This window comes from Rhodovulum sp. ES.010, assembly GCF_900142935.1.
GTDB lineage: Bacteria > Pseudomonadota > Alphaproteobacteria > Rhodobacterales > Rhodobacteraceae > Rhodovulum.
Window position 1 is genome coordinate 2,726,602 of the sequence record NZ_FSRS01000001.1, and the last position, 19,705, is coordinate 2,746,306.

The following is a 19,705-nucleotide window of genomic DNA, read 5'->3' on the forward strand; positions in this document are numbered from 1 at the left end:
GGGATCGGAAGGGCCAGAATGGCACATCCACGTCGACACCGACTCGCCGCCGGCACCGGGGCCTCGGCCCCGACGGCACGTCCGCGCGCCGCCGCGCCGGGCGCCATGGGCGGCCCCCGGCTCCAGGCCGCGCAGAGGGCGCCACGCCCGCACGCGGGCCCCCGCCCCGGCGGAGGTTGAGCCATGCCGCAACTCGCTCTCAGCGACCTCTTCCGCCCCACGATCCTCCTGGCCCTCGCCCTGATGGCGGTCATCGTGATGATGATCCTGCCGGTGCCGGCCTGGATGCTGGATATCGGCCTCGCCGCCTCCTTCGCGCTGGCGATCCTGATCTTCACCGTCACGCTCTTCATCGAACGCCCGCTCGATTTCTCGGCCTTCCCGACCGTCTTGCTCGCCGCCCTCATGCTGCGGCTGTCGCTGAACGTGTCCTCGACGAAGCTCATCATCGGCCAGGGCCATACCGGCACCGGGGCCGCGGGCGACGTGATCCAGGGTTTCGCGATGTTCGTGATGGGGGGCAGCGTGTTCCTCGGGCTCGTCGTCTTCGGCGTGCTGATGATCGTGAACTTCATGGTCATCACCAAGGGCGCGGGCCGCATGGCCGAGGTCGGCGCGCGGTTCGCCCTCGACGGGATGCCCGGCAAGCAGCTCGCCATCGACAGCGACATGGCCGCCGGCGCCATCGACCATGCCGAGGCCAAGCGCCGGCGCGAGACCGAGCAGGCCGAGACCACCTTCTTCGGCTCGCTCGACGGCGCATCGAAATTCGTCAAGGGCGACGCGGTCGCGGGGCTGCTGATCACGCTTCTGAACCTCGTGATGGGGCTCGCCATCGGTACGATCATGCATGGCATGCCGCTCGGCCAGGCGTTTGAGACCTACGCGATCCTGACCGTGGGCGACGGGCTGGTGAGCCAGATTCCGGCGGTCATCATCTCGATCGCGGCGGCGCTGCTTCTGTCGCGCGGCGGCGCGCAGGGCACGGCCGATTTCGCGCTGCTCAGCCAGCTCGGCCGCCATCCGGGCGCGCTGGCCACGGTGGCGGTGCTGCTCGGTCTCTTCGCGCTGGTGCCCGGCCTGCCGTTCCTGCCCTTCATGGCCGGCGCGACCGCGCTCGGCGTTGCCGCGGTGGCGATGCACCGGCGCAAGCTGCAAGAGGCCGAAACCGCCGCCAGCGCGGCGGCCGAGCCCGGCGCGGCCGCGGAGCCCGAAAGCCGGCTCGGCGATCTGCTCGACCTCGACGACATCCACCTGGAATTCGCGCCCGACCTGGTCGGCATGGTGCTCGACCCCGCCACCGGGATCGAGGCGCGGATCAGCTCGATGCGCCGCCACGTGGCCGAGAGCTTCGGCCTGATCCTTCCCGAGATCCGTCTGACCGACAACGGCGCGTTGACGCCCGGCACCTACGTGATGCGCATCCAGGGGGTCGAGCAGGCGCGCGACCGGCTGCGGCCCGAACAGGTGCTGGCGCTTCAGGCCGACAACGCCCTGGCGCTGCCGCCCGGCGAGGACGTGCGCGAGCCGGTCTACGGCGCCCCGGCCCGCTGGGTCCCGGCCGAAAGCCGCGAGGACCTCGCGCTGCAGGGCGTCACCGTGGTCAACCCCTCCGAGGTGCTGGCCACGCACCTGCTCGAGGTGGTCAAGCGCAACTTCTCGCGGCTGCTCACCCACAAGGCCCTGCGCCGGCTTCTGGACGAGCTCACGAACCTGTCCGATCCCGACCGCGCCGCGGCGAACCGCCGGATGCTCGACGACCTGGTGCCCGAAAAGGTGCCCCAGGACCTTCTGCTGGCCGTGCTGCGCCTGCTGCTCGAGGAACGGGTGTCGATCCGCAACATCCCGCTGATCCTGGAGGCCATCGCCGAGGCCCGGTCCGCGCATGCCAGCGCCGAGTCGATCTGCGAGCATGTCCGCCGGCGCCTCGGCTTCCAGATCGTGGCCGAGCACCGGCGCGAGGACGGCACCCTGCCGCTGCTGCAGCTGGCCCCGGAATGGGAAGAGTGCTTCGCCACCTACCAGATCGCGAACGACCACGGCGCACCGGATGTCGCGCTGCCGCCCGAGCAGTTCAACCGCCTCGCCGGCGCGGTGTCGGAACGCCTGGCGCGCGCGGGCGAGGGCGGCGTCTTCCCGGTGATCGCGACCTCCGGCCGCCGCCGGCGCTTCCTGCAGACCGCGCTCTCGGCCAAGGGCATCTCCGCGCCGGTCCTCTCCTTCGAGGAGATCGGCACCAACTCGCGGCCCGCCCTCGTCGGCATGGTGGCGGCATGACGCTCGACCTCGCGCCGCTCCTCGACGTGTGGGAGCCGCTGCTCTGGGCGGGCTACCTCGTGTTCCTGCGGGTCGGTGCGGTGATGGCGATGCTGCCGGCCTTTGGCGAACGCGCCGTCCCGGTGCGGGTGCGGCTCGGTCTCTCACTGGCCTTCACCGCCGTCGTGGCGCCCGCAGTGGCCGCCGACCTGCCCGAGGAAATCCCGCCGCTCAGCCTCGCGCTCGCCTCCGAGGCGGTGATCGGCCTCGCCCTCGGCCTGGTCCTGCGGCTGATGATCCTCGCGCTGCAGATGGCCGGCGAGATCGCCGCGCAGGCGACGTCCCTGTCGCAGCTTCTGGGTTCGGCCTCGATGGACCCGCAACCGGCGATGGGCCGCCTGATGATGGTCGCGGGCCTGGCGCTGGCGGTGATGTCGGGCCTCCATGTCCGGGCGGCCGAGGCGATGATCCTGTCCTACGAACTCCTGCCCGCCGGGCAATTCCCCGACGCCGCGACGCTGGCCGACTGGGGGGTGCTGCGAATCGCGCAGGTCTTCGCGCTCGCGGCCACGCTGGCGATGCCCTTCGTCATCGCCGCGCTGATCTACAATCTCGCGCTCGGCGTCATCAACAAGGCGATGCCGCAGCTCATGGTCGCCTTCGTGGGCGCGCCGGCGATCACCGCGGGCGGGCTGATCCTGCTGTTCCTGGCCCTGCCGCCGATGCTGGTGCTCTGGCAGATGCGGCTGCTGGAACTGTTCGCCGCGCCGTTCGGAGGTGGCGGATGAGCGACCAGTCCCCCGGCGACAAGCAGCACGAGCCGACACAGAAAAAGCTCGACGACGCCCGCAAGAAGGGCGAGATCGCCAGTTCCAACGACCTCAACACCGCCGCCGCCTATGCGGGCTTTGCGCTGACCGCGTTCGGGCTTGGCGCGGCGAGCCTCACCGCGCTGGGCGATCTCGGCGCGGGGCTTCTCGCGCGCGCCGACAAGATCGCGCCGATGATGCTCGACGGGCACGGCACGGCGCCGGTCGGGAACGTCATGGCCCATGCCGGGCTCGCCGCCCTGCCCTGGCTCGCGCTGCCGGGGCTCGCCGCGCTGGCCGCGATCCTCGCCCAGCGCAGCCTCGTCGTCGCGCCCGAAAAGCTGATGCCGAAGCTGTCGCGGATTTCGCCGCTGTCCAACGCGAAGAACAAGTTCGGCCGCGGGGGGCTGTTCGAATTCGCCAAGAGCGCGGTCAAGCTCTCGCTCTACACCGTTCTGCTCGGCGTCTACCTGTCGGCCCATATCGAGGAAATGCTGGGCACGATGCATCTGTCGCCCGGCATGGCCGCGGCGCGGATGGGGCGCATGGCGGCGGAGTTCATGGCCGTGGTGGTGGCGATCGCCGGGTCCATCGCGGCGGTCGACTACTTCTGGCAGGTGCTCGAACATCGCCGCAAGAACCGGATGACGCATGAGGAACTGAAGGACGAGGTGAAGCAGTCCGAGGGCGATCCGCACATGAAGCAGCAGCGCCGGCAGCGGGGCATGGACATCGCCACAAACCGGATGCTGACCGAGGTGCCGGACGCCGACGTGGTGATCGTGAACCCGACCCACTACGCCGTCGCCCTGAAATGGGACCGGGCCACCCCCGGCGCGCCGGTCTGCATCGCCAAGGGCACCGACGAGATCGCGGCGCGGATCCGCGAGGTCGCGGCCGCCTCCGGCGTGCCGATGCGGCGCGATCCGCCGACCGCCCGCGCGCTTCATGCCACGGTCGAGATCGGCGAGGAGATCCTGCCCGAGCATTACCGCGCCGTGGCCGCCGCGATCCGCTTTGCCGAAGAGATGCGCAGCCGCGCACGGGGCCGCTGATGGGCGGCGGCGACGACCGGTTCGCGCGCCTGGCCGAGGTGGGCGGGGCGCTGCGCGATGCCGCGCTCGCCCGGCTGCGGCGGGCGGCCGGCGAATGCCGGCGGCTGGAGGCCGAACTCGCCGCGCTCGACGCGGAGAAGCGGCGCGCCGAGGCCACGGCCGACGCCACGGCGCGGGCGTTCCTGGGCGACAGCCCGGAGCGCTGGTACCGCGAGCGGCGCACGGCGCTGAATGCCGCGCTCGCCCGGGCGCGGGTCGAGGAAGCCATGCTGATGAAGGAGGCCGCGGTCGCCTTCGGCCGCGACGATGCGCTGCGCCGGCTGCGCGAGCGCAGCCGGCCGGGCTGAGCCGCCGCTCAGGCGTCCTGGCGGACGATGTCGGTGATCAGAACGTCGCGGACCATGGGGCCCATCACCTGCCGCGCGGCTTCCAGAAGGGCGCGCCGCAGCAGCGTCATGGTGCCGCTTTCGGTGAAGGCGCCGTCGAAACCGCCGACATTGGCGTGGTCGAACATGACCTGCAGGAACGCGTCGCGCAGCTTGGGCTCGCGTTCGTAGACCGGCTCCTTGCCGCCCGAGGTCACCTCGAGGCTGAGCGAGAGCACGACCAGCGCGCCCACCCGCCCGTCACGCACCACCGGGATCACGAACTGGTTGTTGAGCTTCACGAAATCCGAGGTCTGGCCGTCCGCGTCGCCATGGTCGTCCTTGCCCGCCTTGGCATGGGCCGCGTCCGCGCCGTGATCCGCCTCGCCCGCATGGGCGGCGTCTTCCGGCGCCTCCTCGGGCGGGGCCGGGCGCAGCATGTAGCCGGCGCCGCCCCCGAGGACGAGGCCGACGACGGCGATGATCACGGGAATCAGCTTGCCCATCATGGTCCTCAGAACGGCAGGAGGATGTCGGCGATCTGTTGGCCGTAACGGGGCTGTTGCATGTCGGTAATCTGGCCGCGCCCGCCATAGGAGATCCGCGCCGAGGCGATCTTGTCATAGGTGATCTCGTTCTGGCGCGAGATGTCCTCGGGGCGCACGTAGCCGGCCACGATCAGCTCGCGCATCTCGAAATTCACCCGCACCTCCTGGCTTCCCTCGATGCGCAGGATGCCGTTCTGCAGCACGTCGGTCACGGTGGCGGCCACCCGCAGCGTCAGCTTCTCGTTGCGCCGCACCGAGCCGTCGCCGCTGTGGTTGGTGCTGGACTCGGCCTCGGCGAGGTTGTCCATCGTTGCGCCGTCGGGCAGCAGCGGGCCGACGATCTGCGGAATCCCGGCCATCTGCGGGATGCCGGCCGACGTGGACCCCGAGCGGCTGCGCGCGGTGGAGTTGGAAATCTCGGCCTCGTCGTCGATCTCGATTACGACGGTCATGATGTCGCCGCGCCGTTCGGCCCGGCGATCGCCGAGCAGCGATTGCCGCCCCGCGGCCCAGAGCGACGCGCGGTCCACCGTCCGGCGGCGTTCGCTCGTCTCGGGCAGGGTGCCGGGATTGGTCATCGCGTAATAGGCATTGCTGCCTTCGACGGGTTTGAAATCGGGCGCCTTGCCGACCTGCTCCAGCCGGCCGCAGGCCGAGGGCAGGGCGAGCGCCGCGGCGCAGGCGAGAAGGAGGACGGGTTTCATGGCAGCAGGGCTCCTCAGGGTCTGGCTTGGGCCCCGACGGTCACGGTGCCGTCGGGCATGACATATCCGGTGACGGTGGCGCGCGAGGCGAGGTTCATCACCTTGAGCGCGTCGCCCACCCCCGCGCGGCCCAGCGACCGCGCCTCGGCGGCGATCTTCACCACGCCGTTGCGGTAGATCAGCGTGACGATCTGGTTGCGCTCGATGATCGCGGGCGGGCCGATATCGCCCGACCGGATCGGGCGGCCGGCATAGAGATTGACGCGCGCCTCCTGCCCGACCGCCTCGGCCGGGTCGGTGAGCGCGCCGGGCATGGTTCCCTCGGCCACGGCGATGTCGCCCGGCCCCAGGATCGTCTGGCCGCGGATCGTGCGCGTGGCGACCAGCATCTCGGCGGTCGCGGGAAACGCGGCGAGGAGCGCGGCGAGGAGGGCGAGGGCGCGCATCACCGCACCTGCGTCGTGGCGGCGAGCATCTGGTCGGCCGCGGTGATGACCTTGGAGTTCAGCTCGTAGCCGCGCTGGGCCTCGATCAGCTCGGTGATCTCGCGCACCGCGTCGACCGAGCTGTCCTCCAGATAGCCCTGGCGCAGCGTGCCGAAGCCCTCGTCGCCCGGCACGCCCGCGATGGGTGCGCCCGAGGCCTCGGTCTCGGTGAACAGGTTCGACCCGATCGCCTCCAGCCCCTTCTCGTTGGTGAACATCGTCAGCGTGAGCTGGCCGAGAAGCTGCGGTTCCACCTGGTCCTGGAAATAGGCGTAGACCTCGCCCTCGGCGTTGATCGAGAGGCTGCGCGCGTCGTCGGGGATGGTGAGGCCCGGCGCCACGGTGAAGCCGTCCGAGGTGACGATCAGCCCGTCGCCCGTGCGCTTCAGCGCACCGTCGCGGGTAAAGGCGGCGTTGCCGTTGGGCAGCGTCACCTCCAGGTAGCCGCGGCCCTCGACCGCGACGTCCAGGTCGCCCCCGGTCTGCGACAGCGACCCCTGCGCGAGGTTCACCGTGACCGCGGAGGGCCGCACGCCCAGGCCCAGCTGCACGCCGGTGGGCAGCACGGTGCCGTCGGAGGCGTTGATCGTGCCGGCGCGGGTGACCTGCTGGTAATGCAGGTCGGCGAACTCGGCGCGGCGGGCGTCGTAGCCCGTGGTGTTCATGTTGGCCAGGTTGTTGGAAATCGTCTCGACCCGCATCTGCTGGGCCGACATGCCGGTGGCGGCGATGGACAGGGCGCGCATGGGTCAGTCCTTTCCTCAGGTGCCGCCGCTCAGGGTGCGGATGGCGGCGCGAACGCGTTCGTCTTCGCGGTCGAGGAAGGTCTGCCCCAGCTCGTAGGCGCGCTGCACCTCGATCATCCGGGCGATCTCCGAGACCGGGTCGACATTCGATTCCTCGACGAAGCCTTGCAGGAGCGTCGTCTCAAGGACGGGTTCGGTGGGGCCGCCCGGGTCGAACAGCGTGCCGGCGACATGGGTCATCGCCTTGGCATCGGCGGGCTGGTAGAGCCCCACCTGGGTGAGCGGCCGCCCGTCGGCGCTGAGCGTGCCGTCGGCGGCCATCGAAACCGAGGCGGCATCGGGCGGCACGAAGACCGGCGCCCCGCCCGCATCGAGCAGGCGGTGGCCGTCGGGCGAGACCAGCTCGCCATTGGCGTCCGGGGTGAAGCTGCCCGCGCGGGTCAGCCGCTCGCCCTGGGGCGTTTCCAGCAGGAAGAACCCCTCGCCCTCGATCGCGAAGTCGAACCGGCCGTTCGTCTGCTTCAACGGACCCTGGCTGAGGTCGATCTCGCGCACATGGGCGTTGGCCATCGACAGCGAGCCCCCCGGCCCCTCGACCGCGGCGATATGTTCGGAGAAGACCACGCCCTCGCGCCGGAACCCGGTGGTCGACGCGTTCGAGATGTTGTGCGCGACGCTCTGCATCTCGCGCATCAGCCCGACCTGGCGGTTCAGCGTGACGTAGCCCGAACTGTCCATCGCTCAGACCCCCGCGATCATCGGCACGATGCGGCCGGTGAAGAAACTGGTCAGCGTCTCGGTCATGAAGCTCATCGAGACCCAGAACACGATCAGGATCGCCGCGAGCTTCGGCACGAAGGTCAGCGTCATCTCCTGCACCGAGGTCAGCGCCTGGAACAGGCCGATCGCGACACCGGTTACCAGCGCCGCGGTCAGGATCGGCAGCGAGATGATGACCGCGATCCACAGCCCCTGGCGCAGCGTGTCGTAGAAGATGAACTCGGTCATGGCCTACACCGGCATCCTGAGGATTTCCTGGTAGGCCTCGACCACCTTGTCGCGCACGGTCACGGCGGTCTCCACGGCCAGTTCGGTCTGGGCCAGCGCCTGCACCAGCGCATGCGGGTCGGCGCCGCCCGACATCGCCGCCATCGCGGTCTCCTCGCCCTGGCGGATGGTCTGGGCGAATCCCTTGGCGGCGTCGGCAAAGGCCGCGCCCGCCTCGGGCTTCTGCGGTTGGGTCGCCGGCCGGGCGGTGGCATAGGCCTGGGCGGCGATGCTGGACCGGATATCCATGAGCGTCCCTCCTAGCGGCGCAGCAGGTCGAACAGGCCGCGCGACATCTCGCGCGCCTGATCGAAGAGTTTCAGGTTCGCCTCGTAGCTGCGCTGCGCCTCGCGCGCGTCGGCGATCTCGATCACGAGGTCCACGTTCGACCCGTCGTAATGGCCCGTGGCGTCCGCCATCGGGTGCGCGGGGTCGTAGACCTTGGGCAACTGGGTCTGGTCGAGCCGCACCGGCCCGGTCTTGACCGCGCCTTCGGGCTTGTTCGGGCCAAGCTCGGCCTCGAAGGCCATCAGTTTCCGCCGGTAGCCCGGCGTGTCGGCATTGGCGATGTTCTCGGACACGTGGCGCAGCCGTGCCGCCTGGGCGCGCAGCCCGCTCGCCGAGACTGCCCTGCTATCGCTGAAATCGCTCATTCAGGCCTCCTCTTCCTAGCGCCCGATGCTGGTGCGCAGCACGTTGAGCGAACTCTTGTAGACGGCCAGCGCGAGGTTGTGCTTGCTCTTGACCTCGGCGGCCTTGAGCATCTCTTCCTCCAGCGACACGGTGTTGCCGTTGGGCTCTCCGACGCCGTGGCCCGAGACGACCTCGGCCGATCGCGACCCGCTGTCCGCGGCGGCGATATGGCCCGCGCGCGTCGTGCGCAGGGCCATGGAGTCGTCGCTCTGTCGGTAGGTTTCCGTGAAATCGGCGATGTCGCGGGCCCGGTAGCCGGGGGTGTCGGCATTGGCCACGTTGCGGGCGATGACGGTCTGGCGCGCACCGGCATGGGTGGCCAGCCCTTGCGCCATCCGGAAAATCTCCAGCTTGTCGAACATCGGGGTTTCTCCCACGGTTTCAATCAATGCTTAAGGGCGATTCCTTTAGAAACGGTAAGTGTCGACCGCCTCGGGAGAATCCGGATGCCTGAAAGCCCCTTCGCCGCGCTTGCCGGGCGCATCGCCGCGCTCAAGCCGATCCGCCCCGTGGGCCGCGTGCGCGCTGCGGGCAGCGGCACGGTCACCGTCACCGGCCTGTCGGAACGGGCCGGGCTCGGCGATCTGGTCGAGATCCGGCACGGCCCCGGCGTGCGCCGCCGCGGCGAGGTGCTGGCGCTGGCCGAGGGGGCGGTCACGGTCCTGCCCGACGGCACGCCCGAGGGGCTGTCGGTGGGCGACCGGGTGGTGTTGCTGGGCCCGGGAAAGATCGCGCCGGATCGCCGCTGGCTCGGCCGGGTGGTCGATCCGTTCGGCCAGCCGCTCGACGGGCGTCGGCTGATGCCGGGACCGACCGCGCGGCCGTTGCGCGCCCTGCCGCCGCCGGCGACCGAGCGGCGCGGTCTCGGGGCGCGGCTCGGCACCGGGCTGGCCGCGTTCGACACCCTCCTGCCCATCGTGCGGGGCCAGCGCATCGGCCTGTTCGCCGGCTCCGGCGTCGGCAAGTCGACCCTGCTCGCCAAGCTCGCGCGCGGGGTCCAGGCCGACATGGCGGTGATCGCGCTGGTGGGCGAGCGTGGGCGCGAGGTGGGCGAATTCGTCAGCCAGGTTCTGGGGCCCGAGGGCATGGCGCGCTCGGTGATCGTGGCCGCGACCTCCGACCAGTCGCCGATGGTGCGGCGCCGCGCGGCCTGGGCGGCGATGGCCGTCGCCGAGCATTTCCGCGACGAGGGCAACCACGTGCTGTTTCTCGCCGACTCGGTCACGCGCTTCGCCGAGGCGCACCGCGAACTGGCGCTGGCCGCGGACGAGCCGGCCGCCCTGCGCGGCTATCCGCCCTCGACCGCGCAGGCGATCATGGCCCTGGCCGAACGCGCGGGGCCCGGCACCGAGGGCATCGGCGACATCACCGCGGTGTTCTCGGTGCTCGTCGCCGGGTCCGACATGGAAGAGCCGGTGGCCGACATCCTGCGCGGGGTGCTCGACGGTCACGTCGTGCTCGACCGCCGTATCGCCGAACGCGGCCGCTTCCCGGCGGTGGACCTGTTGCGGTCCGTCTCGCGCAGCCTGCCGCGGGCGGCGAGCGGGTCGGAGAACGCGCTGATCGCGCAGGCGCGGCGTCTTCTCGGGGCCTATGACCGGGCGGAGATGATGATCCAGGCGGGGCTTTACGCCGCCGGCTCCGACCCCGAGATCGACGCGGCGATCAAGGTCTGGCCGGCGCTCGACGCCTTCCTGTCCGAAGATGCGGCCGCCGGTGTCGAGTCGAGCTTCGCGCGGCTGGGCCAGGTGCTGGCCCTGGCGGGCGAGCGGCCGGAGGGGGCCATCGCCGGGTCCTGACGCGCCCCGGACGCCTCAGCCCCCGAGAAGGGTCAGCGCGGTCTGCGCGCCGGTCATGCCGCCGCCAAGCGCGTTCGCTTCCGACCGGGCAAGGAACAGGCGGACCAGTTCTTCCCGCTTGTCGGGGTCGCTGAACTGCGCGACGCTGCTGTCGCCGAAGAAGCTGTCGGCCCGTTCGCGGTAAGTCTCGAGCTGGCGGTCGAGATCCAGCGCGGCAAACGCGTCGGGCATCCCGAAGGCGGTATCGAAGACTTCCCGCAGGGGGTTGGAGCCCATGACCCCGAACCACTGCGCCTCGTCCGAGAGGTCGCGCGCGGCGAGATCCTGAAGCTCGCGGTCGAGGTTGAGCGCGAGGCGCATGTCGCCGTCCTGTTCGCCCACGGCAAGCTCGAAGCTGCGCGTGCGATAGGCGGCCATCACGGCGCCCGTGTCGAAAGCGGTTTCGGCCGCGGCCAGTTCCGTCTGCACCAGCTTGCCGAAGCCGAGGCTGCCGGCGCTGCCAAGCACGGCGGGGCCGGAGTCCCCGGTTTCCAGAAAGACCCCCGAGGGCCGCCCCGTCAGCAGCCCCGCAAGGCCCTCCGCCGGCGCCTCTTGCAGGGCCGTCGCGTCCGAAAACGTGGCCAGCTCGATCTCGCCGAGCAGGAATTGCGGGCCGCCCGGCTGGTAGGCGCCGTAGACCGCGCCCCGCGCCGAGACCGACACGCTGGCGATCGTCTCGTCGATCACGATTTCCGGCCGGACGGCATGGCCGTCGGACGTGACGAGGCGCCCGCCCGCGCCGCGTTCGAGCGCGGCGTTCCGCGTGTAGCCCGTTTCGCCCGAATCCAGGCGGACCGGCAGGTAGCCGTCGCCCTCGATCTCAAGGCTCAGGTCCCGGGCGAACGTCGTCTGGTCGGTCCGCGCCGCGGCCGCGTCGGCACTGAGAAAGCTGAACGCCTCGGCCAGCCTCTCGTAGCTTTTGTCGGAAAGCTTCGTGGCGAAGGCGTCCTCGGCGGTGGTGCCTTCGGACAGCACCTTCTTGATGAAGAACTTGCTGCCGATATCGTCCTGCAACCCGAAGGCGCCCAGCGCGACCTTGAGCAGGCGATAGTCGCCGACCAGGTCGTCGGCCGTTTTGACGTCGCCGATCTTCTCGGCGAAATAGTCGAGGTCCCGCTGAACGGCGGGACTCTCGTTGAAGGCGTCCTGCTGGCGCTCCATCGTGCGTTCGAGGAAGCGCCAGCCGGCGAAACCGCCGAACGGGACGACCGGCTGAAAGCTCATGACGGTCGCGCGCCCGCCAGCAGCCGCTCCTCGCGCGGCAGAAGGCAGCGCAGCGCCTTGAGTACCTGGTAGGGCTGCTCACCCATCACCGCCTCGGTCGCCTGCGTCAGCTGGCTGCGGCTGTCATGGTCGGTCAGCACCTGGCTCAGCTGCTCGATCCCGCGCAAGAGCTGCGGGCGGGCATCCGCCGCCGCCATGTCGCCGGACAGCACGAGCTGCGCGATGTAGCACACCCGGCGGACCGGCGTGTTCACCTCCTCGGGGTGGATCGCGTCGCGCAGCCGCAGGATGTGGGCGTTGGGCGTCTTGATCGACAACCGCGTGCGGCGGTCGCCGTTCTCGATCACCGCGCCGTTCACGAGGACCCGTTCCTTGGGGCCGAGTTTGAGGACCAGACCGCTCATGCCGCCGCCTCCGAGGATTGCAGCCCGCGCATGATCGCGGTGTTGACCTCGACCAGCGGCCCGATCGCGGCGTTGCCGTTCAGGACCTCGCGGCTGTGGTGGGTGGTGAACTCGTACAGGTAGAAGATGCGCGCGCGCAGCGATTGCGGCAGGCCGTTGTCGCCGTCGGCGACATCGGCGGCGAGCATCGTCCAGAGCCGGCGGTTTTCGTGGATCGCGGAGGCGAGGGCGGGAAACCCCTTGGCCCCGGCGGTCTCCGCGGCCTTGAGCCGTGCCGTGATGCGGGCGAAGGCGGCGTATTCGGTGGCGCGGGGGGTGCGGGTCTGCGCCTGCTCGGGCGCGGAATAGGCCTTTTGGGCCATTTGCAGGGCATTCATGTTCTGTCACTCCATTCTGAAGATCGGCTAAGGCGTCAGCGGATGGGCCGGGGCGTTCGCCCCGGCCCGGCCGTGTCTTAGCGGAAGAGCGACAGCAGGTTCTGCGGCGCCTGGTTGGCGATCGACAGCGACTGCGTGCCCAGCTGCTGCTGCACCTGCAGCGCCTGCAGACGGGCCGAAGCCTCCTCCATGTTGGCGTCGACCAGCGTGCCGATGCCGGCCTTCAGCGAGTCGGTCAGCTTGCTGACGAAATCCGACTGGATCTCGATCCGGCTCTGGGCGGAACCGAACTCGGCCGCGGCGTCGATCGAGTACTGGATCATGTCCTCGATGTCGTTCAACGCTTTGGTCCGCGAGGCGTCGTCGGTGGTGACGCTCAGGGTGTTGAGGTCGGACAGACCCCCCTGGCCCCGGGTGCCGGTCACTGTGATGTCGACGTCGTTCTGGTTGGCAGGCGTCGTGGTCGGTTTGTTGTTGGTGATCGTCAGATCGGTGCCATCGAACGCGACGGCGAAATCGTTCGACAGGCCGGCGCCTTCCAGGGCACCCCGAAGACCGCCCAGAACGGCGGATGCGCCGTCGCCTTCGTTGATCGTGTAGGACACGTTCACGCCGCCGACATCGAGTTCGATCTGGTCGCCGGCCACCAGGCGGTCCGCATAGGCGCCGGTGAGTTCGTCGGCCCGCAGGGCCACGGCGCCGCCGGTGGTGCCGTCGGCTTGTGCGAAGTCGAAGCTCGCCCCGGTGATGGCGACGCTGCCACCGTTCTCGGCAGCGGTCGAGGCGCTACCGGTGTTGAAGACGGAGGCCGAAACATCCGTGCCCACGTTCACCGAGAGGTTGGTGTTGGCGAGGTCCACGGTGATGTTGTTGGACTGCACGGTGCCATCCGACGACCGGTCGAGCGACGACAGGATGTCGATCGAGTTCGTGCTGCCGCCGGCGGACCCGTTCACCAGGTTGAGGCCGTTGAACTGCGCTGCGCCGACGACGGATTCGATCTGGCTGGTCAGCTGGTCGATGTCGGTCTGCAGTTTGGCGCGGTCGACGTTTTCCTCCTGGGCGGCGACGATCTTGCCTTTCATCTCCGTCAGCAGGTCGGTGATCGACTCTGAGGCGTTCCGGGCGACCGCGACGCTCGATTCACCCAGCGCGAGGCTGTCGGAGATGCCTTCGAAGCCCTTCACGTCGGAGTCCATCACCTTCGAGATGGCCCAGACGGCGGCGTTGTCCCTGGCCGAGTCGACGGCCTTGCCGGTCGAGATCTGGTTCTGGACGTCGGCCATCCCCTTGTTGATGCTTTTCAGGGTTTGCAGCGCGGTCATGGCGCCGGTGTTCGTCAGAATGCTGGACATGTGTTTTCGGTCCTTGCTGTAGATAAGGCGCTTTGCGCCGTTGCGTTTGCACCGCGAGGCGGTGGCTTGTGCAGGCATTCTGTCCAGTGCGGTGGCGGAGAGTTCCGAACCCGCGCCGCCCTTTGTTGGGCGCGTCCCGAGCATTTCAGCCTCGGGTTAAGCGGTACCTAACGGCCGTTTCGTTCTATTCCGGCCTTTTGTCTAAAATGCGGCTCAGGCGCGGCGAGTTACGGCACGGTTAACGGCGCCGATGGCGGCGGACTGGCCGCCGGGGCCGTAGGTGGTCAGCGGCTCGGCCGGGGCGCGGGCGCGTTTCAGGCTGGCCGCCGCGCTGTCGACGCCGCGGCGCATCGCGGCCAGAAGCTCGGCATTGCGCGCGGCCATCTCGCGCAGGCGCGCAAGCGTGTCGGCGTCGGTGATCGGGTGCCGTTCGAGCTCGGCGACGGCGCGCTCCTTCTCGGCGGCGATGGCCGGCAGCGCCTTGAAGTCCGCGCGCCGCAGCGCCGTGCGCTCGCGCAGCAGCAGCTCTTCGAGCGGGTCAGCCTGCGTCATCGATTCTCTCCTTCAGCGCCTCGAACAGCGATTCGGCCAGCCCGATGCCGCCCGCCTCGACCATTTCCTTCGCCTGTTCCTGTCGCAGGAAGGAGGCGAACTGTTCCTCGCCGGGGCCGCCGGTGAAGGCCCCCTTGGTTTCGCCCAGGCCCGCGTTTTTCAGCATTTCCGCAAGGAATTGCGCCTCGAGCGCCTTGGCGGCCTCGCGCAGGTGCGTGTCGCGGGCCGATGGCGTTTCTGGCGGGACGTGGCCGGCGGGCGCGGAGATCGGCGGCAGCATGGGGCGTTCCCTAAATTGCGAGTCGTTTTTCCGGTTATGGCGCGCATCCGGTAAAGAACCGGTAACCCGTTGCCGGGCAGTCTGGCCGCGTCACAGGCAGAAGGCCGGCAGAACGCATGCAGTATCCTCTTGGTCTGGATTTGGCGGGCGGTCCCGTCACAGGTGCGCCCGAGGGCGCCCGCGCGGCGCCCGATGGCGAGGGCGCCGCCCCCGGCGGTTTCCTCGATGCCTTCGCGGCCGGAGAGGCGGCGCAGAGCGGCGGCGCGCCGGCGCGTGCCGCAAGGCCCTGGCCGGAAATGTCGGACGCGCCGCGCTCGGGCGCGCTTGCCGCCGCGATGGAGGCGCTGCAGGCCGCCGGCACGCAGACGGGGGAGCCCGCCGCCGATGCCCGCGCCACCGCCCCGCTTTCACCCGACGGCGTCGCGCCGCCCGACCCCGATGCCGTCGCGCGACCCGGCGCCGCGACGACCCCGCCGCGGGATGCCGCCGCCGTGCTGCCCGACGCCACGCCCGCCCTTGCCGAGGCCGCAGAGGACGGCGCGCTGCCGGCTCCGACCCCGGCCAAGGAGGCGCCCGCCGGCGCACCCGCGCCCGCGTCGAAAACGCCTGGCGAGGAGGCGCCGCCCGCGGGCGAGCCGTCGCCCGCGCTTCCGGAGGTCGCCGCCGTGCCCGCCCCGACCGACGAGCGCGTCGCGGATACCCCGCGCAAGAGGCCCCCCGCGGCCGCAAACGCGCCGGACAGCATGCCCCCGGCCGCCAGGGCCCCGGCCATGCCGGGCAAGGAAACGGCCCGTGGCGCCGTCGAGGCCGCGCCGCCCGACGCGGCGCGCCGCCCTGCGTCCCCCGACGCGCCCGCGGCGCAGCCGCACCCCGGCGGGCCCCGCCCGCATGGCGAGGCCCGGCCCGCGGTTGTGCAGGCGGCCGCCGAGACAGCGGGCCGGGCCGCCCCGGAAGACACGGCCCGGCCGCGCGCCGACGCGGCGCCCGCCGATCCGGCGGGGCGCGGCGCGGAGCCGAAGGTCGAGGCCCCGCGCAACGCGCCCGCCGCGGCCCCGCCCAAGGCTCCGCCGCCGGTCGCGCCCGCCCAGGCCGCGCCCCCCGAGGCCGATGGCGCTCCGGCCCCCCGGCCCGAGAGCCAGGCGCCGGCGACCCGCGGCGAAGGTGTCGCGGACCGCCCCGCCGCGCCCGCGACGGCCGCGCAGACCCCCGCGATGGCCGAGGCGATTCGCCGCCAGCAGGCCGCCGACGGGGCGCCCGCCCCGGGCGACCGCGCCCGCGGCGACGAGGCCCCGCGCGCCGAGGCCCGCCCCGCGGCCTCGGCCCCCGACGCGCCGCGCCCCGCCCCCGAGCCGGTTGCCGCGAAGCCCGCCGAGGCGCCGGCGCCGGCCGACGCCGCCCGGCTGCCCTCGGCCATGGCGGAGCCGGCCCTGCCCGACGCCCAGCCCCTGGCCGACGCGCCGCAGTCCGACCGGCCGACGACCGACGCGCCGCGCGCGCAGCAGCCCGCGCCGGCGCTCGCCGACACCCCGCGGGCCGCCATGCGGATCATGGCCGAGGCGCTGCATCGCGCCGCGGACGGCTCGGTCGAACTGACCCTCAGCCCCGAGGAACTCGGCCGCGTGCGCCTGACGCTGAGCCCCGGCGAGAACGGCATCGCCGTGACGGTCACCGCCGAGCGAGGCGAGACGGCGGACCTGATGCGCCGCCACGCCGACATGCTGGGCAATGCCATGCGCGAACTCGGCTATGGCGAGGTGACGCTCGATTTCACCGGCGGCGGCCCGCGCGACGGCCACGCCGCCCCCGACCCCGACGCCGTGGCCGAGGGGCTCTCCGACGCCCCCGCCCCCGACCGGACCGATGCGCGGGCGCCGGCCCGCCCGGCCGCTGCGGGCGGCCTCGACCTGCGCCTCTGACAGGAGTGACCGACATGGACAGCGTGACATCAGCGACGGCCGCCAGCGCCGCAAGCACGGCCCGGGACAAGGGTGACGACTCGAAAAAGGGCGCGATCAGCAGCGATTTCGAGACCTTCCTGCGCATGCTGACCGTGCAGATGGAGAACCAGGACCCGCTGAACCCGATCGAGTCCTCCGACTACGCGGTTCAGCTTGCGACATTCTCCGGCGTCGAGCAGCAGGTCCTGACGAACGACCTGCTGGAGACGCTGGGCCAGAATCTCGGCGGTGCGGGGCTTGCGCAATACGGCTCCTGGGTCGGGATGGAGGCGCGCGCCGCGGTGCCGGCGGCGTTCGACGGCAGCAGCCCCGTCACCGTCGTTCCGCAAGCCGCGGCCGATGCCGACAAGGCGCAGCTTGTGGTCCGCGACGCCGACGGCAAGGAGGTGCAGCGGCTTTCGATCGGAACCGACGGGGCGCCCATGGAGTGGACCGGGGCGGGGACCGACGGCGCGGTGCTGCCGGCCGGCAGCTACCGTTTCGTCGTCGAAAGCTTCAAGGAAGGCGCCCGGATCGCCGAGAAGCAGGCCGAGGTCTATGCCCCCATCACCGAGGTCCGCAGCGGCACCGAGGGCGTCACGGTCGTCTTCGCCGGCGGCGGCGAGGCGTCGGCCGGCAACGTCTCGGCCCTGCGCCAGGGCGACGGCTGAGCGCGGCCTAGATCAGCAGCGCAAGGCCGATCGCCGCGCTGGCCGCCCCGGCGCCCAGGCCCATCCAGAGCGCGGGCTTCAGCGCCGAGGGCGGGTCGGATTCGGGCGCGGGGTTGGAACTGCGGATCAGCGCCGCCTCGGCCATGTCGGGCAGGCGCGGGCCGAACCGCGAGAGAACCTGGACGGTGCGCAGCAGGTCGCGCACGACCGCCTTGGGCCCGATGTTCTCCTTGATGTATTCCTCGACGACGGGCTTGGCGACTTCCCAGATGTTGATCGAGGGGTTGAGCGAGCGCGACACGCCCTCGACCACCACCATCGTCCGCTGGAGCAGGATCAGCTCGGTCCGCGTCGCCATGCCGAAGCGTTCGGTGACCTCGAACAGATAGGCCAGCAGCCGCGCCATCGAGATGTGGCTGGCATCCATGCCGAAGATCGGTTCGCCCACCGAGCGCAGGGCCTGCGCGAACTCGTCCACGTCGCGGTCGGCGGGCACGTAGCCCGCCTCGAAATGCACCTCGGCCACGCGCTGGTAGTCGCGCCGGATGAAGCCGTAGAGGATCTCGGCATAGACCCGCCGGGTATATTCGTCGATCCGCCCCATGATGCCGAAATCGAACACCAGGATGTCGCCGTTGGGCGCCACCTTCATGTTGCCCTGGTGCATGTCGGCGTGGAAATAGCCGTCGCGCAGCGCGTGCCGCAGGAACATCGACAACACCCGCTCGCCCAGCGCGCGCCGGTCGTGCCCGGCGGCGTCCAGCGCCGCGTTGTCGCCCAGGGCGACGCCTTCGGCCCAGCCCAGCGTCAACACGCGCTTGCCCGAGAGCGGCCAGACCACCCGGGGCACCTGGAAGCCGGGGTCGGCCTCGGTATTCGCGGCGTATTCGGCCGCGGCCGAGGTCTCGATCCTGAGGTCCAGCTCGCCCGTCACCACGCTGTCGAAATGCGCGATCACGTCGGTCGGGCGCAGCCGCCGCGAGAACGGCGCGAGGATCTCGATGGTCGAGGCGGCGAAGTAGAACGCGTCGATATCCTTGCGGAACTTCCGTTCCACGTTGGGCCGCAGCACCTTGACCGCGACCTGTTCGCCGGTCGCGGCGATGCGCGCCTTGTGCACCTGCGCGATCGAGGCGGCCGCGATGGGTTCGGAGAACTCCGAGAACAACGCATCGGCCGGCTGGCCCAGCTCCTCGGCCACGGTCGCCTTGGCCACCTCGATCGGGAAGGGCGGCAGCTTGTCCTGCAGCACGCGCAACTGCTCGGCCAGGTCGGCCCCCACCACGTCGGGCCGGGTCGACAGGATCTGCCCGAACTTGATGTAGGCCGGCCCCAGCGCGGTCAGCGCGCGGGTCACCGGGGGGCGGCTCTCGTCGCCCTTCTCGCCCAGCCACTTGAACGGCCAGCCGAGGATGCGCGCCGCGACCCGGACGCTGGCCGGGGCCTCCATCGCCTCCAGCACGAAGCGGTTGGCGCCGGTGCGTTCGAACGTGGCCAGTGTCTGCACCAGCCGCCAGATATTGTGGGGACCGCGCACTCTAGATCTTCCAGCCCGAATGCAGCGCCGCGATGCCCATCGACAGGTTGCGATACTTGACCTGCCCGAACCCGGCCTTGCGGATCATCTCGGCGAAGGCCTCCTGGTCGGGGAACTTGCGGATCGATTCCACCAGGTACTGGTAGCTGTCGCGATCCTTGGCCACGATCTGGCCCATCACCGGGATCACGTTGAAGGAATAGCGGTCATAGGCCCATTGCATCGCGGGGTTCGGCAACTGGCTGAACTCCAGCACCATCAGCCGCCCGCCCGGTTTCAGCACCCTGTAGGCCTCGTTCAGCCAGTCCTGGATGCGGGTGACGTTGCGGGTGCCGAAGGCATTGGTGACCACGTCGAAGGACCCGGTCTCGAACGGCAGGTCCATCGCGTCGCCCACCACCCAGTCCAGCCGGTCGGCCAGGTCGGCGGCCGCGGCGCGCTTCTGCCCCTCGACCAGCATCGACTCGGTCATGTCGCAGACCACCGCCGTCGCCCCCGGCGCGCGGCCGAGGAACCGGAACGCGATGTCGCCGGTGCCGCCCGCCACGTCCAGCAGCCGCTGGTGCGACCGCGGCGCCAGCCAGTCCATCATCGCGTCCTTCCAGATGCGATGGATGCCGCCCGACATCAGGTCGTTCATCAGGTCGTAGCGCGAGGCGACGCGGGTGAAGACCCCGTGGACCATCCCCGCCTTTTCCTCTTCGGCGACGGTCTGGAAGCCGAAATGGGTGGTGTTCTGGGTGTGCTCTGTCATCGGGCCTTGCCGTTGATCTCTCGGGCTCTTCTTATAGGGCGCCCTGCGGGGGTTACAATGCGCGTCCG

The 19,705-nt window shown here is 70.9% G+C and carries 24 protein-coding genes; 7 read left to right on the forward strand and 17 right to left on the reverse strand.

Annotated features, from left to right (window positions below; translation table 11 throughout):
- Positions 1-183: 183 nt before the first annotated feature.
- Genes flhA through BUR28_RS13445 form a run of 4 tightly spaced genes read left to right on the forward strand, consistent with a single transcriptional unit; the run spans position 184 to position 4,467 of the window.
- Complete coding sequence (gene flhA, locus BUR28_RS13430; RefSeq protein ID WP_074220591.1) at positions 184-2,277, forward strand: flagellar biosynthesis protein FlhA; 2,094 nt, start codon at positions 184-186, stop codon at positions 2,275-2,277.
- The gene (locus tag BUR28_RS13435; protein ID WP_074220592.1) at positions 2,274-3,044 is read left to right on the forward strand and encodes a flagellar biosynthetic protein FliR; all 771 of its coding nucleotides are present in this window, start codon (positions 2,274-2,276) and stop codon (positions 3,042-3,044) included. Before flhA ends, BUR28_RS13435 begins: the two co-directional genes overlap by 4 nt.
- Positions 3,041-4,120 carry an EscU/YscU/HrcU family type III secretion system export apparatus switch protein gene (locus tag BUR28_RS13440; RefSeq protein WP_074220593.1) on the forward strand — a complete coding sequence of 360 codons (1,080 nt, stop codon included), beginning with the start codon at positions 3,041-3,043 and terminating at the stop codon, positions 4,118-4,120. Before BUR28_RS13435 ends, BUR28_RS13440 begins: the two co-directional genes overlap by 4 nt.
- Complete coding sequence (locus BUR28_RS13445) at positions 4,120-4,467, forward strand: hypothetical protein (protein ID WP_074220594.1); 348 nt, start codon at positions 4,120-4,122, stop codon at positions 4,465-4,467. Before BUR28_RS13440 ends, BUR28_RS13445 begins: the two co-directional genes overlap by 1 nt.
- 8 nt (positions 4,468-4,475) lie before the next feature.
- Here the strand turns inward: BUR28_RS13445 and BUR28_RS13450 are convergent, their stop codons facing one another.
- From BUR28_RS13450 to BUR28_RS13490, 9 genes are read right to left on the reverse strand one after another with little or no spacing between them, the layout of a single operon-like run.
- Positions 4,476-4,994, reverse strand: coding sequence for a flagellar basal body-associated FliL family protein (locus BUR28_RS13450; protein ID WP_074220595.1), 519 nt, complete (start codon positions 4,992-4,994; stop codon positions 4,476-4,478).
- 5 nt (positions 4,995-4,999) lie between these two features.
- Positions 5,000-5,737, reverse strand: a complete 738-nt coding sequence (gene flgH, locus BUR28_RS13455; RefSeq protein WP_074220596.1) for a flagellar basal body L-ring protein FlgH — start codon at positions 5,735-5,737, stop codon at positions 5,000-5,002.
- 14 nt (positions 5,738-5,751) lie between these two features.
- Positions 5,752-6,183 (reverse strand): flagellar basal body P-ring formation chaperone FlgA, encoded by a 432-nt coding sequence (flgA, locus tag BUR28_RS13460; RefSeq protein ID WP_074220597.1) that lies wholly within the window; start codon positions 6,181-6,183, stop codon positions 5,752-5,754.
- The gene (gene flgG, locus BUR28_RS13465; RefSeq protein ID WP_074220598.1) at positions 6,183-6,968 is read right to left on the reverse strand and encodes a flagellar basal-body rod protein FlgG; all 786 of its coding nucleotides are present in this window, start codon (positions 6,966-6,968) and stop codon (positions 6,183-6,185) included. Before flgG ends, flgA begins: the two co-directional genes overlap by 1 nt.
- Before the next feature lie 15 nt (positions 6,969-6,983).
- Entirely contained in the window at positions 6,984-7,706 is a 723-nt protein-coding gene (locus tag BUR28_RS13470) for a flagellar hook-basal body complex protein (RefSeq protein ID WP_074220599.1), read from the reverse strand.
- 3 nt (positions 7,707-7,709) lie between these two features.
- Positions 7,710-7,976, reverse strand: coding sequence for a flagellar biosynthetic protein FliQ (locus BUR28_RS13475; RefSeq protein WP_074220600.1), 267 nt, complete (start codon positions 7,974-7,976; stop codon positions 7,710-7,712).
- A gap of 3 nt (positions 7,977-7,979) precedes the next feature.
- Positions 7,980-8,264 carry a flagellar hook-basal body complex protein FliE gene (gene fliE / locus BUR28_RS13480; protein ID WP_074220601.1) on the reverse strand — a complete coding sequence of 95 codons (285 nt, stop codon included), beginning with the start codon at positions 8,262-8,264 and terminating at the stop codon, positions 7,980-7,982.
- 11 nt (positions 8,265-8,275) lie between these two features.
- Positions 8,276-8,668 (reverse strand): flagellar basal body rod protein FlgC, encoded by a 393-nt coding sequence (gene flgC, locus BUR28_RS13485; protein ID WP_074220602.1) that lies wholly within the window; start codon positions 8,666-8,668, stop codon positions 8,276-8,278.
- 15 nt (positions 8,669-8,683) lie between these two features.
- On the reverse strand, positions 8,684-9,070 hold the full coding sequence (locus BUR28_RS13490) for a FlgB family protein (protein ID WP_074221655.1): 387 nt from the start codon (positions 9,068-9,070) through the stop codon (positions 8,684-8,686).
- 84 nt (positions 9,071-9,154) lie between these two features.
- Here BUR28_RS13490 and BUR28_RS13495 point away from each other — a divergent pair, with 84 nt between their 5' ends.
- Positions 9,155-10,507: a FliI/YscN family ATPase gene (locus BUR28_RS13495; RefSeq protein ID WP_074220603.1), complete on the forward strand. Its 1,353-nt coding sequence runs from the start codon at positions 9,155-9,157 to the stop codon at positions 10,505-10,507.
- A 15-nt stretch (positions 10,508-10,522) separates the two neighbouring features.
- Here BUR28_RS13495 and BUR28_RS13500 read toward each other — a convergent pair whose 3' ends face one another.
- The 6 genes from BUR28_RS13500 to BUR28_RS13525 form a co-directional block, all read right to left on the reverse strand.
- Positions 10,523-11,770, reverse strand: a complete 1,248-nt coding sequence (locus tag BUR28_RS13500) for a DUF1217 domain-containing protein (protein WP_074220604.1) — start codon at positions 11,768-11,770, stop codon at positions 10,523-10,525.
- A complete protein-coding gene (gene flbT, locus BUR28_RS13505) occupies positions 11,767-12,174 on the reverse strand; it encodes a flagellar biosynthesis repressor FlbT (protein ID WP_074220605.1) in 408 nt (135 codons plus the stop codon). The genes BUR28_RS13500 and flbT overlap by 4 nt, the downstream gene beginning before the upstream one ends.
- Positions 12,171-12,551 carry a flagellar biosynthesis regulator FlaF gene (gene flaF / locus BUR28_RS13510; RefSeq protein ID WP_074220606.1) on the reverse strand — a complete coding sequence of 127 codons (381 nt, stop codon included), beginning with the start codon at positions 12,549-12,551 and terminating at the stop codon, positions 12,171-12,173. The genes flbT and flaF overlap by 4 nt, the downstream gene beginning before the upstream one ends.
- A 77-nt stretch (positions 12,552-12,628) precedes the next feature.
- Positions 12,629-13,906 carry a flagellin gene (locus BUR28_RS13515; RefSeq protein WP_074220607.1) on the reverse strand — a complete coding sequence of 426 codons (1,278 nt, stop codon included), beginning with the start codon at positions 13,904-13,906 and terminating at the stop codon, positions 12,629-12,631.
- Positions 13,907-14,119: 213 nt separating this feature from the next.
- Positions 14,120-14,458 (reverse strand): hypothetical protein, encoded by a 339-nt coding sequence (locus tag BUR28_RS13520; RefSeq protein WP_074220608.1) that lies wholly within the window; start codon positions 14,456-14,458, stop codon positions 14,120-14,122.
- Positions 14,445-14,738, reverse strand: a complete 294-nt coding sequence (locus tag BUR28_RS13525) for a rod-binding protein (protein WP_074220609.1) — start codon at positions 14,736-14,738, stop codon at positions 14,445-14,447. Before BUR28_RS13525 ends, BUR28_RS13520 begins: the two co-directional genes overlap by 14 nt.
- 116 nt (positions 14,739-14,854) lie before the next feature.
- On the opposite strand from BUR28_RS13525, the gene BUR28_RS13530 reads away from it, so the two are divergent.
- Positions 14,855-16,654 carry a flagellar hook-length control protein FliK gene (locus tag BUR28_RS13530; RefSeq protein WP_074220610.1) on the forward strand — a complete coding sequence of 600 codons (1,800 nt, stop codon included), beginning with the start codon at positions 14,855-14,857 and terminating at the stop codon, positions 16,652-16,654.
- 14 nt (positions 16,655-16,668) lie between these two features.
- Positions 16,669-17,346 (forward strand): flagellar hook capping FlgD N-terminal domain-containing protein, encoded by a 678-nt coding sequence (locus BUR28_RS13535; protein ID WP_074220611.1) that lies wholly within the window; start codon positions 16,669-16,671, stop codon positions 17,344-17,346.
- 7 nt (positions 17,347-17,353) lie between these two features.
- On the opposite strand, the gene ubiB is transcribed toward BUR28_RS13535, so the two are convergent.
- Entirely contained in the window at positions 17,354-18,883 is a 1,530-nt protein-coding gene (gene ubiB, locus BUR28_RS13540) for a 2-polyprenylphenol 6-hydroxylase (protein WP_074220612.1), read from the reverse strand.
- A gap of 1 nt (position 18,884) precedes the next feature.
- Positions 18,885-19,637, reverse strand: a complete 753-nt coding sequence (gene ubiE / locus BUR28_RS13545; RefSeq protein WP_074220613.1) for a bifunctional demethylmenaquinone methyltransferase/2-methoxy-6-polyprenyl-1,4-benzoquinol methylase UbiE — start codon at positions 19,635-19,637, stop codon at positions 18,885-18,887.
- Between the last annotated feature and the right edge of the window lie 68 nt (positions 19,638-19,705).

Excerpts from the sequence above, each read along its gene's own strand:
- flhA (WP_074220591.1), top strand. The coding sequence starts at position 184 with ATGCCGCAACTCGCTCTCAGCGACCTCTTCCGCCCCACGATCCTCCTG.
- BUR28_RS13435 (WP_074220592.1), top strand. The coding sequence starts at position 2,274 with ATGACGCTCGACCTCGCGCCGCTCCTCGACGTGTGGGAGCCGCTGCTC.
- BUR28_RS13440 (WP_074220593.1), top strand. The coding sequence starts at position 3,041 with ATGAGCGACCAGTCCCCCGGCGACAAGCAGCACGAGCCGACACAGAAA.
- BUR28_RS13445 (WP_074220594.1), top strand. The coding sequence starts at position 4,120 with ATGGGCGGCGGCGACGACCGGTTCGCGCGCCTGGCCGAGGTGGGCGGG.
- BUR28_RS13450 (WP_074220595.1), bottom strand. The coding sequence starts at position 4,994 with ATGATGGGCAAGCTGATTCCCGTGATCATCGCCGTCGTCGGCCTCGTC.
- flgH (WP_074220596.1), bottom strand. The coding sequence starts at position 5,737 with ATGAAACCCGTCCTCCTTCTCGCCTGCGCCGCGGCGCTCGCCCTGCCC.
- flgA (WP_074220597.1), bottom strand. The coding sequence starts at position 6,183 with ATGCGCGCCCTCGCCCTCCTCGCCGCGCTCCTCGCCGCGTTTCCCGCG.
- flgG (WP_074220598.1), bottom strand. The coding sequence starts at position 6,968 with ATGCGCGCCCTGTCCATCGCCGCCACCGGCATGTCGGCCCAGCAGATG.
- BUR28_RS13470 (WP_074220599.1), bottom strand. The coding sequence starts at position 7,706 with ATGGACAGTTCGGGCTACGTCACGCTGAACCGCCAGGTCGGGCTGATG.
- BUR28_RS13475 (WP_074220600.1), bottom strand. The coding sequence starts at position 7,976 with ATGACCGAGTTCATCTTCTACGACACGCTGCGCCAGGGGCTGTGGATC.
- fliE (WP_074220601.1), bottom strand. The coding sequence starts at position 8,264 with ATGGATATCCGGTCCAGCATCGCCGCCCAGGCCTATGCCACCGCCCGG.
- flgC (WP_074220602.1), bottom strand. The coding sequence starts at position 8,668 with ATGAGCGATTTCAGCGATAGCAGGGCAGTCTCGGCGAGCGGGCTGCGC.
- BUR28_RS13490 (WP_074221655.1), bottom strand. The coding sequence starts at position 9,070 with ATGTTCGACAAGCTGGAGATTTTCCGGATGGCGCAAGGGCTGGCCACC.
- BUR28_RS13495 (WP_074220603.1), top strand. The coding sequence starts at position 9,155 with ATGCCTGAAAGCCCCTTCGCCGCGCTTGCCGGGCGCATCGCCGCGCTC.
- BUR28_RS13500 (WP_074220604.1), bottom strand. The coding sequence starts at position 11,770 with ATGAGCTTTCAGCCGGTCGTCCCGTTCGGCGGTTTCGCCGGCTGGCGC.
- flbT (WP_074220605.1), bottom strand. The coding sequence starts at position 12,174 with ATGAGCGGTCTGGTCCTCAAACTCGGCCCCAAGGAACGGGTCCTCGTG.
- flaF (WP_074220606.1), bottom strand. The coding sequence starts at position 12,551 with ATGAATGCCCTGCAAATGGCCCAAAAGGCCTATTCCGCGCCCGAGCAG.
- BUR28_RS13515 (WP_074220607.1), bottom strand. The coding sequence starts at position 13,906 with ATGTCCAGCATTCTGACGAACACCGGCGCCATGACCGCGCTGCAAACC.
- BUR28_RS13520 (WP_074220608.1), bottom strand. The coding sequence starts at position 14,458 with ATGACGCAGGCTGACCCGCTCGAAGAGCTGCTGCTGCGCGAGCGCACG.
- BUR28_RS13525 (WP_074220609.1), bottom strand. The coding sequence starts at position 14,738 with ATGCTGCCGCCGATCTCCGCGCCCGCCGGCCACGTCCCGCCAGAAACG.
- BUR28_RS13530 (WP_074220610.1), top strand. The coding sequence starts at position 14,855 with ATGCAGTATCCTCTTGGTCTGGATTTGGCGGGCGGTCCCGTCACAGGT.
- BUR28_RS13535 (WP_074220611.1), top strand. The coding sequence starts at position 16,669 with ATGGACAGCGTGACATCAGCGACGGCCGCCAGCGCCGCAAGCACGGCC.
- ubiE (WP_074220613.1), bottom strand. The coding sequence starts at position 19,637 with ATGACAGAGCACACCCAGAACACCACCCATTTCGGCTTCCAGACCGTC.